General features: G+C 63.7%; 11 protein-coding genes. 6 read left to right on the forward strand and 5 right to left on the reverse strand.

Translation table 11 applies throughout. From position 1 onward, the window contains the following. The first annotated feature begins 382 nt into the window (after nt 1-382). A complete protein-coding gene (locus IQ16_RS27375; protein WP_244635864.1) occupies nt 383-4,474 on the forward strand; it encodes a VCBS domain-containing protein in 4,092 nt (1,363 codons plus the stop codon). 27 nt (nt 4,475-4,501) lie between these two features. Here the strand turns inward: IQ16_RS27375 and IQ16_RS27380 are convergent, their stop codons facing one another. Together IQ16_RS27380 and IQ16_RS27385 are read right to left on the reverse strand one after the other, a co-directional pair. Then, complete coding sequence (locus tag IQ16_RS27380) at nt 4,502-5,440, reverse strand: LysM peptidoglycan-binding domain-containing protein (RefSeq protein WP_026311685.1); 939 nt, start codon at nt 5,438-5,440, stop codon at nt 4,502-4,504. 155 nt (nt 5,441-5,595) lie between these two features. Continuing rightward, a complete protein-coding gene (locus tag IQ16_RS27385; RefSeq protein ID WP_026311686.1) occupies nt 5,596-6,210 on the reverse strand; it encodes a CGNR zinc finger domain-containing protein in 615 nt (204 codons plus the stop codon). A gap of 133 nt (nt 6,211-6,343) precedes the next feature. On the opposite strand from IQ16_RS27385, the gene IQ16_RS27390 reads away from it, so the two are divergent. Further along, nucleotides 6,344-7,195, forward strand: coding sequence for an alpha/beta fold hydrolase (locus tag IQ16_RS27390; protein WP_026311687.1), 852 nt, complete (start codon nt 6,344-6,346; stop codon nt 7,193-7,195). A 42-nt stretch (nt 7,196-7,237) separates the two neighbouring features. Here the strand turns inward: IQ16_RS27390 and IQ16_RS27395 are convergent, their stop codons facing one another. Further along, nucleotides 7,238-7,717, reverse strand: a complete 480-nt coding sequence (locus IQ16_RS27395; protein ID WP_018640911.1) for a MarR family winged helix-turn-helix transcriptional regulator — start codon at nt 7,715-7,717, stop codon at nt 7,238-7,240. A gap of 100 nt (nt 7,718-7,817) precedes the next feature. Between IQ16_RS27395 and IQ16_RS27400 the strand changes: the two genes are divergently transcribed. Further along, nucleotides 7,818-9,026, forward strand: coding sequence for an ABC transporter substrate-binding protein (locus IQ16_RS27400; RefSeq protein WP_018640912.1), 1,209 nt, complete (start codon nt 7,818-7,820; stop codon nt 9,024-9,026). A gap of 14 nt (nt 9,027-9,040) precedes the next feature. Further along, a complete protein-coding gene (locus tag IQ16_RS27405) occupies nt 9,041-10,219 on the forward strand; it encodes a cytochrome P450 (RefSeq protein ID WP_018640913.1) in 1,179 nt (392 codons plus the stop codon). A 32-nt stretch (nt 10,220-10,251) separates the two neighbouring features. Here the strand turns inward: IQ16_RS27405 and IQ16_RS27410 are convergent, their stop codons facing one another. Then, entirely contained in the window at nt 10,252-10,971 is a 720-nt protein-coding gene (locus IQ16_RS27410) for a hypothetical protein (RefSeq protein ID WP_018640914.1), read from the reverse strand. Nucleotides 10,972-11,244: 273 nt separating this feature from the next. On the opposite strand from IQ16_RS27410, the gene IQ16_RS27415 reads away from it, so the two are divergent. Together IQ16_RS27415 and IQ16_RS27420 are read left to right on the forward strand one after the other, a co-directional pair. Further along, a complete protein-coding gene (locus IQ16_RS27415) occupies nt 11,245-12,168 on the forward strand; it encodes an ABC transporter ATP-binding protein (protein ID WP_018640915.1) in 924 nt (307 codons plus the stop codon). Beyond that, the gene (locus tag IQ16_RS27420; protein WP_145831852.1) at nt 12,165-12,926 is read left to right on the forward strand and encodes an ABC transporter permease; all 762 of its coding nucleotides are present in this window, start codon (nt 12,165-12,167) and stop codon (nt 12,924-12,926) included. The genes IQ16_RS27415 and IQ16_RS27420 overlap by 4 nt, the downstream gene beginning before the upstream one ends. 107 nt (nt 12,927-13,033) lie before the next feature. On the opposite strand, the gene IQ16_RS27425 is transcribed toward IQ16_RS27420, so the two are convergent. Continuing rightward, nucleotides 13,034-13,357 (reverse strand): hypothetical protein, encoded by a 324-nt coding sequence (locus tag IQ16_RS27425; RefSeq protein ID WP_018640917.1) that lies wholly within the window; start codon nt 13,355-13,357, stop codon nt 13,034-13,036. Nucleotides 13,358-13,368: the final 11 nt, after the last annotated feature.

The raw sequence follows: 13,368 nt of genomic DNA on the forward strand, positions 1-13,368 counted from the left end.
CTTCGACCAAGCTCGCAATTCGTGCATCGTGAATATCTACAACCTGGGTCGGTCCTAACGGACCTGCCCTCCAGAAGAAGCAATTCTTCCGCGCTCGATCTTAAGCCCAAGCCGTTTGCCTGGCCAGCGAAAGTGCGCTAGATATCGCATAGCTCAAGCGTCAACTTCTTGAGAGCGCAAATTGCTGTGGCGGAGAGATATCTCCGCTGAACCTGCCATCACCTTGGCAATACCTATAAAGTTCGCATTTCATATCAGACGTTTTCGGCGTGCAGGCCTGGGGTTGCTAGCGCCAAAAATTGCGCCCGCGGCGTAGCAAAACCGACAAGAAGACCGCGGCACCGCGCCGAGCCGGAATTGTTCGGCGCGCGAGGCTACGGCCATGTCAGTTGCGTTTGGCGTTGGACCCCAGAACGGGGTCACTCAGACTTTTCCCCTCCAGATCATCGGCATCGTTCAAAGCACGTTGGGATACATTACCCTCACGCGCGAGAACGGCCCGGCCACGCAGGTCAGCATTGGCGACCTAATCTGCCGCCATGACGTAATCGAGACGGCTGCGGATGCGCAGATCGGTATTCGGCTTCTCGACGGCACCATATTCAGCGTCGGCAGCGGAGCTCGCGTCGAACTGCGCGAGTTCGCTTGCGAATCCGACTGCGCTTCGCGTTCGACCATCGTTGCGGTCACAAGCGGAAGCTTTGCGTTCGCGGCCGGGCGGCTGCCAAACAGCGGCACCCTGACGGTCGACACACCCCTAGGCAGCGTTCGCGGCCGCTCCCATGCGACCGGCTTCGGCATCCTGACGATGGCGGCGCTGACGTTCTCGATGGTGAAAGAAGCGCAGGGATCGGACCCCGACGCCACGTATCTCGATAGCGATACGCTCACTTACAAGGACCTTCAGCACGGCGCCTTCGAGCTCATCACCAAGGAGCGGGTGCCGCGGCACATCATCGTCGACGATCCAGGCGAAACCGTCATCCTGAACAGGATCGGCTCCTCGGTCAGTGTGAATCAGGTTACCAACAGCGCTGCTCGCATGGAGGAGCTGCGCGCAGCCCAACAGGACGTGCTCGCCAATCTCACGCAAGGTCCGACAGGGTCCAGTACGCCACCTGGCGTCATCGCCCCCTCGCTGCAGCACATCAACTTCAACCCGGATAACGGGCCTGCGCCGCCAAACCTGCTTCCGCCACTGCCGCCGGCCGACATCCCCTTGATCGTACGTCCGCCGCCGTCACTGAACGTTCCTGCCGGGCCGACCGAAATCGACACGATCGCATTCAACGACACGTTCGCCGCGACAACCGGCACTTTCTCCGCCAGCAGCCCGATCGGTGCCGTCCTCACCTACGGTCTCAGCGGCGGGACGGCGGGCACCACGGTCCTGGATGGACAGACCTACGATCTCTCGCAAACCGGTGCATATGGCACCCTCTATCTCAATAGTGCGTCCGGCGCCTACACTTTTGTTCCGAACGCGGATGCCATCAATGCCCTGTCGTCGCCGACGACCATGAGCTTCATCATCACGGTCTCGGACACCGGGTTCTCGACGAGCCGAACCTTCGTCGTCAACATCCACGGCGTCAACGACACTGCCATCATCTCCGGCAACGCCGCCGGCACAGTGGTGGAGGCGGGCGGCGTCGCCAATTCGGCGCCGGGCGCGCCGAGCGCAACCGGCACGCTGACAGACGCCGATGTCGACAATCCGCCCAACACCTTCACGGAGGTCAGTTCGCCGACCAGGAGCGCGGGCGGCTACGGCACGTTCACGATGACAGTCGGCGGCGTGTGGACCTACACGCTCGACGATAGCAACGGTACAGTACAGTCGCTGAATGTCGGCGATACCCTGATCGATCGGTTCACCGTGACCACGATCGACGGCACCCCGCAGCTGGTGACGATCACGATCAACGGCACCAATGACGCCGCAATCATCTCCGGGACGACGACCGGTTCAGTCGTCGAGGCGGGCGGCACTTCGCCCGGCACGCCGGTCGCGACGGGCACGCTTCTCGCCGCGGACGTCGACAATCCCGCCAACACGTTCGTGGCGGTCAATACGCCGACGGCAAGCGCGCACAGCTATGGCAGCTTCACCATCACCGCGGCCGGCCTGTGGATCTACACGCTGGACAATAACAGTACCGCAGTGCAGGCGCTCAACAATGGCGCCACGCTGACAGACAACTTCACGGTGACCTCGGCCGACGGCACCGCACAGACAGTGACGATCACCATCAACGGCAGCAACGATGGGGCGATCATTTCCGGAACGACGAGCGGCGCGGTGATCGAGGCCGGAGGTGTGGCCAATGGCACGCCCGGCACGCCGACCGCGACCGGCACGTTGACCGATCTCGACCCTGACAATGCGTCGAACACCTTCACCCCGGTCACCACGCCAAAGGCCAGCGTGGGCGGCTACGGCACCTTCACGATGACGGCGCTTGGCACGTGGACCTACGCGCTCGACAATAGCAACGCGACGGTACAGGCGCTCAATGTCGGCAATACGCTGAACGACCAGTTCACCGTGACCACGGTCGACGGCACGCCGCAGCTGGTGACGATCACGATCAACGGCACCAATGACGCCGCTTCAATTTCCGGAACGACGACGGGTTCGGTGCTCGAAGCCGGCGGCATCGCCTCCGGCACGCCAGTCGCGACCGGCACCCTCACCGATACCGACCTCGACAATCCCGCCAACACCTTCACGGCGGTGACCTCGCCCCGGGCCAGCGACGGCGGCTACGGCACTTTCACGATGACCGCGTCCGGGCTGTGGACCTATACGCTCGACAACGGCAACGCCGTGGTCGACGCGCTGGATGTCGGCGACACGATCGCCGATCATTTCACGGTGACGTCAATCGACGGCACCACGCAAGAGGTGACGATCGCCATCCATGGCGCCAGCGACGCCGACCCCAACGACTTCGACAACCTGGCGACGGGATCGACCGTCGTCTCCGATCCCCCGTTCGTCTTCGGCACGCCTGGACACGACAGCGTCGCCGGTGGCGGCAGCGTTTCCCAGATCGTCTACGGCGGCGCCGGCGACGACACCCTGAACGGAACCGGCGTGAACGACACCATCTACGGCGGATCCGGCAACGATACGATCAAGGGCAACAACGGGGCCGACATCATCTACGGCGGCTCCGGGCAGGACACGATCGCCGGCAGCAACGAGAACGACACCATCATCGGCGGCTTCGGTGCGGACAATCTCACGGGCAGCAACGGCGATGACGTCTTCGTCTATCTGTCGGCGGTCGATTCCAGAGCCGGCCAGTTCGATACGATCACCGATTTCAGATCGGGAAGCGACAAGATCGATTTGACGGCGATCGGCGCGCTCGGATTCGTGATCCTGGCATTGAGCTCGACAAGCTCGTCCGTGCCGCCGCACACCATCGCGTGGATCTACGACAGCTCGGCCAACGAAACCATCGTGTATGTCAATCCGACCGATCAAACCCTCCAGATCGGCGATTCCAGCCTGGTGGAAGTTCATCTCCAGGGTGTCGCGACCATCGATTCCTCGGACTTCATCGTGGATCAAGCCGCGGCACCGGTCCAAGCGGTGAGCGACAACCTCGATCCGGCCGCCGCCACGCAAGGCGATGCGGCGGTCATGGCCTTGAGTACCTCCGATGCCTCCACGGAGGCGACGACAAGTGGCGGCTCTGTTTCGTTGGTCGGAAGCTCGCCCGCAATCGATGTGAGCTATCCCTTCGATATCAATCGGGATCACAGCGGGTGGAGCCACGAGATCACCGCTTCCACCCCGGACGAAACTGCAGCACTCCCCGGCCTGTCACAACCGGCAATCCATTCGCTATCGATCGAGCCCGTCAAATTTGTCTTCGAACCACCCCGGACCGACGACAGCATCCATCCGAACGTAATCGGCGCGATCGGCATGACGGAGCAAAATCAGGTCGTCGCTTTCAGCATGCCGGAAGCGCTCCTTGCCATCGACCAGCATCCAGAGAACGGCAAGGCTGCCGAGGCTCATGGCCATGCAAGCCTTGCCGATACCGCCAGTGCGCTTCTCGATATCGCCTCGCAGAAAGGCCTCGGGAACGGCGGCAACCCTCATTCGAATCAATCTCAAGAAAGCAAACACAGTCATGCTTCGATGGAGACGCCCGACAAGTCCAATGGACAACCTCATTCTGCGGCAGACGACACGCACGGCCCACACGGAAACGCGCAGGCCCATCCGTCCGGACCGGGCGATTCCTTCAAGTTCGTGAATCCGGCGATCGAGAAGTCGGGCGTCGCATTTGTGGACGATCTCACGGCGCCGCCCGATCATCATGAAGGCGTGGCACATGCCTACGGACATGGTGGCGCCGCTGCAGCGGACGAGGTTCCGCAGCTGGACGATGGCGCTCACGGCGTGGGCGGCTCAGGCGGGCCTCATGGACAGCACGATCTCCTGGTGTGAGCTCGATCTGCTGAAACCGCTCTTCCTTTACTTCCGCCCGGCGGGCGGCGGCGTCGCCATCGCGGCGGCAGGCTCCGGCGGCGTCAGATGGCGCGGGACGATGATGGTCTGGCCCGGGGAGAGCTGCGCGTTCTCTGCAAGCGAGTTGCTCTGCGCGAGCGTCCACAGCGGCACGCGATTGGCTGCGGCGATGCTCTCCATGGTGTCGCCGCGGCGCACCGGCACCCGCACGCCGCTATCCCACAACTCGACCAGCGTATCGGCGGGCACGAGATAGCGCAGCGGCACGGCATCGGCCTGGGTCTGCGGCGGAATGCGCGGCAGCTGCGTCACCATCTCGACGATCTGGCGATGGATGTCGTCGGACTTCTCGATGTTGATGTGCGAGACGCGGCTGTTTTCCTTAAGATCGTAGCTCGCGTAATGGCCGCGATAGCCGGGCACCGCCACGACGTCGCCGCCGCCGAGCACGCTGTCGGACAGGAAGATGTTGATGAAGCGCTCGACATTGAGCGGCACGTCGCCGGTCGCATGCGCGGGATCGATGGCGATCACGAGGCTGATCGGGATGTTCTCCTTGGCCGCCATCTCGGAGATCACCACCGAGCACAACCCGCCCATGGAGTGGCCGATCAGCACGATCGGCGCCGGGCTCTCCTTGTAGCTGGCGATGGCGCGGTTGCCGATCAGCCGGCAGATCGTGAATTCATAAACGTCGGCCGAGAAGCCGGCCTGCGTCAGTTTCTCGCCGAGCCGGTCCATGCCGGTCGAGAAGATCGGCCCCATGGCGCCGCGGAACAGGTAGATTTTCGGCGGCGGCAGCGGCTCGGCGGGCGGAGCCGGAGGCGGCGCTGTGGCCGTCACGGCCGGGCGCTTCGACTTGGCGGGTGAGGCCACGGCTATGCCGTTGCCCAAGGCGAGCAGCGCCACCGCTGCCAGCACGACTAGCCGCCTCAAATCAATCATCCGTCCAGCAGTCCCACCACGGGAGGCAAGGGCCTCTCCCAAACCGGCTTAGTGACGACCGATTTGGCGGATTTTGGGGCGCGGGAACCGGGACGCGACGCACCGCCGCGCGCATCAAGGCTATGTGACCTGCCGGATGGGCCACGCTCCCGACCTCACTGCCTGCCCTTGAGCCGACTGCGATGCGCGGCCTGCTTTGCCCGATTGCCGCAGACCGCCATGATGCACCACCGCCTTGCGCGCCTGCGGGTATGGTCGGCGAACAGCATCGTGCAATTGTGGCCCTCGCACGCCTTCACGTCGGAAAAATCTTCCTCGCAGACGAACTTCGCCATCGCCTCAGCAACGGGCAGCAGCAGAGCTTCGGCCGATTGCCAGCGCCGCATCCTCTGCAGCGCAAGTCCTTCCTCGCCGTGGCGGGGCGCGATTTGCAGGAACGCCTCATCGCGCTGCAGGATGCTGTTCAACGGGCCAAGCTCGTGCAACGCCTTCGCGGTCAGCGGCCGGCCCGCATGCTCCAGAACAAAGCCCCTGAACCATTCGCGCAACGCGCGGGCCTGATCGGCGACCTTGTCGAGCTCGGCCGGCCTCGCACGCGCCTTCAGCGCGTCGAGCTCTTCCGCCGGCACCAGCTTCGCTTGCGACAGCCAATCGATCAGGCCGTCGCCATCGTCGAGCCAATCGACGGGCGTATCGACTGGCGTTGCCACCGAATTGAGAAAATCGAGGCCGAGCGAGTCGGCGATGAACATGGCGGGCGGGCGATCCATGAGCGCGGTCCTTGGCCGTCAAAACAAGGCTACTCGTAGTAACCAGTAAAAAGCCTATTGACAAGTTACTCGCTAGCTACGTAACCTGCAAATATGATTTTAACTGGTTACATCCAGCAAAATGGAGATGGCCATGCCCCCAACCGCCTATCGCACCGCCGACGTCGATGGCTTCAAGGTGTTCTATCGCGAGGCCGGCTCTCGAGGTGCGCCGAAGCTGCTGCTGCTGCACGGCTTCCCGAGCGCCGGCCACATGTTCCGCGACCTGATCCCGCTGCTCGCCGACAAATTTCACATCGTCGCGCCGGACCTTCCCGGCTTCGGCCAGTCCGACATGCCGGCGCGCGAAAGCTTCCGTTACACCTTCGACAACGTCGCGCAGGTGATCGAGCGCTTCACCGAAGTGATCGGCTTCGACCGCTTCGCGGTCTACGTCTTCGACTACGGCGCGCCGACCGGCTTCCGGCTCGCATTGCGTCACCCCGAGCGGATCACCGCGATCATCTCGCAGAACGGCAACGCCTATGAAGACGGTCTCAGCGGCGGCTGGACTCCGATCAAGGCCTATTGGCAGGATCCCTCGCCCGCCAACCGCGAGGCGCTGCGCGCCTTCCTCACGCCGGAGGCGACGCGCTGGCAGTACACCAATGGCGTTCCCGATCCGACGACCGTGTCGCCGGACGGCCAGAACCTCGACAATTTCTATCTGGCGCGTCCGGGCTCGGACGACGTGCAGCTCGACCTGTTCGGTGACTACAAGAGCAACGTCGCGCTCTATCCGTCATTCCAGGACTATTTCCGCAAGCACAAGCCGCCGTTCCTGGCGGTCTGGGGCAAGAACGATCCCTTCTTCATTCCGCCCGGCGCCGAAGCTTTCAAGCGCGACAATCCCAATGCGGTCGTGCAGTTCTTCGACACCGGCCATTTCGCGCTGGAGACGCATGCGCGGGAGATCGCCGAGAGCATTCGCGCATTCCTGAAGTGACGTGAGCTGTGGCGATCGTCGATCGCCACATCGCGCGCCGGCCTAAAGCGGCAGCATCCGGTTCAAGAGGTCGAGCAGCGTGCGCTGCTCGGCCTCGCTCAGCGGAGCCAGCATCTTCCGGTTATAAGGCTCCGTCAGCCTTGCCCCCTCGGCAATGAGCTTTGCGCCCTTTGGCGTCAGCATGAGCTCGACCGCCCGGCGGTCCGCCTTGGAGCGGTTGCGCTTGATGAAGCCGGACGATTCGAGCTCGTTCAGGATCTTGATCAGGTTCGGCAGCCGCAGCCGCAGCAGGCTGGCGAGGCTGCTCGGCGGCACGCCGGGATTGTCACGGATGACGGCGAAGATCGCATAGGTTGCCGGCGTCAGGCCCAGTGCGGCGAACTCCTCGTAGAAGCCTTCGAAGAACTTCAGCTGCGCGAGGCGCAGCATGAAGCCGGGCGTTCGCTGAAGCGCACTCAGATCCAGCGTTTTCTCCTGCTGCTCAGCAGATTTGGCTCCGGCTTTCGGGGTCTTCGAGCTCATGATTTGCAATCCAAGGCGGGGGCGAATTGACACTCTCAAAAATAGCTATAAAATATAACTATTATTCAGCGGCACCAAGACCGCCTGTGGGAGGGACACAATGAACAGCAAATTCCTGCATAAATTGTGCATGTTGGCCGCAATGCTGACCACGGCACCGGCGTTCGCGCAGGACGTGGTGAAGATCGGCATCCTCAACGACCAGTCAGGGCCGTTCGCGAGCTATCAGGGCATCGGCTCGGTCGTCGCCGCCAAGATGGCGGTCGAGGATTACGGCGGGAAGGCCGCCGGCAAGCCGGTCGAGGTCGTCGCGGCCGACCATCAGAACAAGACCGATATCGGGATCGGCATCGCCCGGCGCTGGTACGAGAACGAGAGCGTCGATGCGATCTTCGACATCCCGAACTCGTCGATCGCGCTCGCGGTGGCCGGCATGAGCGCCGAGAAGAACAAGGTGTTCGTCGGATCGGGCGCCGGCACGGTGCTGCTGACCGGCGAGAAGTGCACGCCGAACACCGTGCACTGGACCTACGACACCTATGCCTATGGCCGCGGCCTCGGCAAGGCGATCGTGCAGCAGGGCGGCAAGAAGTGGTTCTTCATCACCGCCGACTACGCTTTCGGTCATGATCTGGAGAAGCAGGCCGCGGAGGCCGTGAAAGCGTCCGGCGGCGAGGTGCTCGGCAGCGTGCGGCATCCGCTGGGAACGGCCGACTACGCCTCCTTCCTGCTCCAGGCCCAGGCATCGGGCGCGAACGTCGTCGGCTTCGCCAATGCCGGCGACGACACCATCACCTCGATGAAGCAGGCCGCCGAGTTCGGCCTGACCAGGGACCACAAGCTGGTCGGATTGATCCTGGGCATGAACGGCCTTCCCGCGCTCGGCCTGAAATTTGCGCAAGGCGCGCAGATCATGAATCCGTTCTACTGGGATCTCAACGACGGCACGCGCGCGTTCGCCAAACGCTTCACCGAGCGCATTCCGTCGAAGGCCTATCCGAACGACATGCAGGCCGGCGTCTATGCCTCGGTCATCCACTACCTCAAGGCGGTCGACAAGGCCGGCAGCGCCAAGGACGGCAAGGCCGTCGTCGCCGCGATGAAGGAGATGCCGACCGACGATCCGCTGTTCGGCAAGGGCTACATCCGCAAGGACGGCCGCAAGATCCACCCGCTCTATTTGCTCCAGGTCAAGGCACCGGAGGAATCGACGTCAGCCTGGGATCTGCTGAAGGTCGTCGCCACCATCAAGGGCGAGGACGCATTCCGCGCCGAGAGCGAAGGCCAGTGTCCGCTTAGCAAGCAATAGAGGCGGAGCTGACCATGAGCGGCATTGCATCCAGCCCGGTCGACCCGTTTGCGCCCGACTTCCTGATGGACCCCTATCCTGCCTATGCGGCGCTGCGCGCGCATGGGCCCGTGTTTGAATTGGAGCGTTATGGCGTGTGGGCGATGGCCGGCTATGCCGAGGTCGAGCCGGCGCTGAAGGACTGGAAGGCGTTCATCAGCGGCGAAGGCGTCGGGCTCCACGGCATGAATCCGGCGCTGCCAAGACCGCTGACGCTCCAGATCGATCCGCCCGATCACGACAAGGGCCGCCGGGTGCTCGGCCGCACGCTGTCGCCGGGCGTCGCAAGGAAGCTGCGCGAGACGTTTCAGCAGGAGGCCGAGAAGAAGGTCACGGAGCTGATCGACAAAGGCACGTTCGATGCCGTGACCGATCTCGCCGAGGCCTATCCGATGAAGGTGTTTCCGGATGCGATCGGCATCCGGCCCGACGGCCGCGAGAAGCTCCTGGCCTGGAGTACGTTCGTGTTCAACAGCTTCGGCCCGGAGAACGAGATACTCGCGGCTTCACGAAAAGAGGGTCTCGCCGCCCAGAGCTGGATCATGGAATGCTGTGCGCGAGATGCGCTACGGCCCGACAGTCTCGGCATGATGATCTACCAGGCCGCCGACGAGGGCGAGATCACCGAGCACGAGGCGACGCATCTGGTGCGGCCGTTCCTCACCGCCGGGATCGACACCACCGTCAACGGCATCGGCAATACCCTGCTCGCGCTCGCCACGCATCCGGATGAATACCGCAAGCTCCACCACAAGCCGGAACTGGCGCGCAACGCGTTCGAGGAAGGTCTGCGCTACGATTCACCGGTGCAGACGTTCTTTCGCACCACCTCGCGCGACGTCGAGATCGCAGGCGGCGTGATCCCCGCCCACCGCAAGGTGCTGCTGTTCATGGCCTCCGCCAACCGCGATCCCGCGCGGTGGGATGGACCCGATCGCTTCGACGTCGAGCGGGTCGCAACCGGGCATGTTGGCTTCGGCGCCGGCATCCACGCCTGCGTCGGCCAGATGATCGCGCGTCTGGAAGGCGAATTGATCTTCGGCGAGCTTGCAAGGCGCGTGAGGACGATCGAGCTCACGGCTGAACCGAAACGCAGGCTCAACAATTCCCTGCGCGGGCTGGAGAGCATGCCGGTGCGTGTGACGGCCGCCTAGGCGGCCTCGCACGACCCGGGCATGCGCGTGTATCAGTTCCTCGCCGGAGCTGTTGCCGCGGCGGCGCGCGCGGACCGCGGCGCGCCGGGTTCGGCGACGGGAGCAGCCGGAGCGCGCGAGCGCATGATCGCGGCGTCGATCTCGGCGATGACGCGGCGCTGGATCGCCTCGTTCTTGTCGATCGAGATGTGGCCGACGCCGGTGCCGCGCACGTCGACATTGTCGAGCTTGCCGCGCAGACCCGCTGCGGCCCGCACCGGCTCGCCGGGACCGTCGCCGATATAGATGTTGATGTAGCGCTCGGCGCCGGTCGAGAGCTTGGTCTTGAACACGGAATCGAGCCCGATCGCGAGCTTCACGGGCACGCCGAGCTGGTTGAGCTTGGCGATCATATCAGGCAGCGCGGTCGCGCCGGAGGAATGGCCGACCAGGATGATGGTCTTGATGCGGCCGGCCTTGTAGGCGGTCGCGGCTTCGTCGGCGAGCGAGGACCAGGACACGAAGTTGGCGACGGTCACCGGGACGCCCTGCGCCTGGAGCCGGGCACCGATCGTGTCGAGCCCGAGCGAGAAGATGTTGAGCACGCCGCGCAGCAGGTAGACATGCGTGGTCTGGGCCGCAGCCTGGGTCGGCGCCGCCTTGGCGGTGGACGGGCTGATGGCAACAACTGACAGCAGAAGCAGGCAAATCGCCCACACACGGAGGGCGGGCAACTGGCTGGCGCCGGCGGTGTGACGGCCGTTCGGTCTCATCGATGTTTTCCCTGGGGACAATACGCTTCGCGATTGGCCGGAATCGTAGCCACGGCCTGCTCGCAGACGCAACAAAGAGCCGCGTGAGCGGCAATCTTAGCCACAGCCCGTTGCGGTTGCGCAACACTAGCCCGGAACCTGCCACCGAAGGGCCTGTTTTGAGACCATTTTTCCCCAGCCAATTGCGACCGGGCAAGGGCATTCCTATCTCAGGGCTCCGCTGACCGCCCTCCCGGGCCGGTTCCAGCCTCCCTTCCCACCCTGCCGGCCATCATGTCCTCCATCATCTCCGTCGCCAATCTGTCGAAGACCTATGGGTCCGGCTTCAAGGCGCTCAAGAACGTCAATCTCGATATCAAGCGCGGCGAGATCTTTGCGCTGCTCGGGCCGAACGGCGCCGGCAAGACCACGCTGATCTCGATCATCTGCGGCATCGCCAACCCGAGCGAAGGCAAGGTCCTCGTCGGCGGCGAGAACATCCAGACCTCCTACCGCAAGGCGCGCTCACTGATCGGCCTCGTGCCGCAGGAATTGCACACCGACGCCTTCGAGAGCGTGTGGGCGACGGTGAGCTTCTCCCGCGGCCTGTTCGGCAAGCCGAAGAACCCCGATCACATCGAGAAGGTGCTGAAGGACCTCTCGCTCTGGGACAAGAAGGACAACAAGATCATCACGCTCTCCGGCGGCATGAAGCGCCGCGTGATGATCGCGAAAGCGCTGTCGCACGAGCCGCAGGTCCTGTTCCTGGACGAGCCCACCGCCGGCGTCGATGTCGAGCTGCGCAAGGGCATGTGGGAAGTCGTGCGCACGCTGCAGCAGTCCGGCGTCACCATCATCCTCACCACGCACTACATCGAGGAAGCCGAGGAGATGGCCGACCGCATCGGCGTCATCAACAAGGGCGAGATCGTGCTGGTCGAGGACAAGGCGACCTTGATGCAGAAGCTCGGCAAGAAGCGGCTGACGGTGCACTTGCAGGGCAAGGTCACCTCGCTGCCGGAAAGCCTCGCGCACTACGAGCTCGACCTCTGCGACAATGGCGCGACGCTGGTCTACGACTACGACACCAAGGGCGAGCGCACCGGCATCACCAGCCTGCTCAGCGACCTCCGCACCGCCGGCATCCGCTTCAACGATCTCGACACGACGCAGTCGTCGCTCGAGGACATCTTCGTCGACCTCGTGAGGACGTCATGAATCACCGCGCCATCCGCGCCATCTACCTGTTCGAAATGGCACGCACCTGGCGCACGCTGCTGCAAAGCATCGTCTCGCCGGTGGTTTCGACCTCGCTCTATTTCGTGGTGTTCGGCGCCGCGATCGGCTCGCGCATCAGCCAGGTCGAGGGCGTCAGCTACGGCACCTTCATCGTGCCGGGCCTGATCATGCTCTCGGTGCTGACGCAGAGCATTGCGAATGCCTCGTTCGGCATCTACTTCCCGAAATTCACCGGCACGATCTACGAGATCCTGTCGGCGCCGATCTCCTATTTCGAGATCGTGCTCGGCTATGTCGGCGCCGCCGCGACCAAGTCGATCATCCTGGGCCTGATCATCCTCGCAACCGCCGGCCTGTTCGTGCCGCTGCACATCCATCATCCGATCTGGATGCTGACTTTCCTGGTGCTGACGGCCGTGACGTTCAGCCTGTTCGGCTTCATCATCGGCATCTGGGCCGACGGCTTCGAGAAGCTGCAGATGATCCCGATGCTGGTGGTGACGCCGCTGACCTTCCTCGGCGGCAGCTTCTACTCCATCGACATGCTGCCGGCGGGCTGGCGCACGGTCGCGCTGCTCAACCCGGTCGTCTATCTGATCTCCGGCTTCCGCTGGAGCTTCTACGAGATCGCCGACGTCAGCGTATCCGTCAGTATGGGAATGACGGTGGCGTTCCTGGTGGCCTGTCTTGCGGTGATCTGGTGGATTTTCCGCACCGGATATCGGCTGAAGAATTGATGGGCCCCCGTAGCCCGGATGGAGCGTCAGCGTAATCCGGGACCGGCGTCATGTCAGGCTCCAGCGGCCCCGGATTGCGCTTCGCTCCATCCGGGCTACGGAAGTCTTCACCGATAGCAATGGAAGCGGTGGTAACCGTCGTAGTACCCACGACAGTGGCGATAGTGGCGGTGAGGAATACCGAATACACCCTCCACCGCACCGACGGCGCCGCCGACACCGGCGCCGACCGCGCCACCAACCACGCCTCCCACGGGACCGGCGATCCGGTTACCTTCATAGGAGCCTTCCTGCGCGCCGCGCACGATGCCTTGGGCATGACCAGCTCGAGGCAACGACAGCAGTGCAAGCAGGATGGCGACGGCTGCGAACAGCAGGCGGACGGGAAAGCCGGCCGGCAGGACGGCGGCGTTGACACGGGCTTTGTTCATCTTCAGTCCCA

Source organism: Bradyrhizobium huanghuaihaiense (assembly GCF_007830635.1).
GTDB classification, from domain to species: domain Bacteria; phylum Pseudomonadota; class Alphaproteobacteria; order Rhizobiales; family Xanthobacteraceae; genus Bradyrhizobium; species Bradyrhizobium huanghuaihaiense.

Excerpts from the sequence above, each read along its gene's own strand:
- IQ16_RS27375 (WP_244635864.1), top strand. The coding sequence starts at position 383 with ATGTCAGTTGCGTTTGGCGTTGGACCCCAGAACGGGGTCACTCAGACT.
- IQ16_RS27380 (WP_026311685.1), bottom strand. The coding sequence starts at position 5,440 with ATGATTGATTTGAGGCGGCTAGTCGTGCTGGCAGCGGTGGCGCTGCTC.
- IQ16_RS27385 (WP_026311686.1), bottom strand. The coding sequence starts at position 6,210 with ATGGATCGCCCGCCCGCCATGTTCATCGCCGACTCGCTCGGCCTCGAT.
- IQ16_RS27390 (WP_026311687.1), top strand. The coding sequence starts at position 6,344 with ATGCCCCCAACCGCCTATCGCACCGCCGACGTCGATGGCTTCAAGGTG.
- IQ16_RS27395 (WP_018640911.1), bottom strand. The coding sequence starts at position 7,717 with ATGAGCTCGAAGACCCCGAAAGCCGGAGCCAAATCTGCTGAGCAGCAG.
- IQ16_RS27400 (WP_018640912.1), top strand. The coding sequence starts at position 7,818 with ATGAACAGCAAATTCCTGCATAAATTGTGCATGTTGGCCGCAATGCTG.
- IQ16_RS27405 (WP_018640913.1), top strand. The coding sequence starts at position 9,041 with ATGAGCGGCATTGCATCCAGCCCGGTCGACCCGTTTGCGCCCGACTTC.
- IQ16_RS27410 (WP_018640914.1), bottom strand. The coding sequence starts at position 10,971 with ATGAGACCGAACGGCCGTCACACCGCCGGCGCCAGCCAGTTGCCCGCC.
- IQ16_RS27415 (WP_018640915.1), top strand. The coding sequence starts at position 11,245 with ATGTCCTCCATCATCTCCGTCGCCAATCTGTCGAAGACCTATGGGTCC.
- IQ16_RS27420 (WP_145831852.1), top strand. The coding sequence starts at position 12,165 with ATGAATCACCGCGCCATCCGCGCCATCTACCTGTTCGAAATGGCACGC.
- IQ16_RS27425 (WP_018640917.1), bottom strand. The coding sequence starts at position 13,357 with ATGAACAAAGCCCGTGTCAACGCCGCCGTCCTGCCGGCCGGCTTTCCC.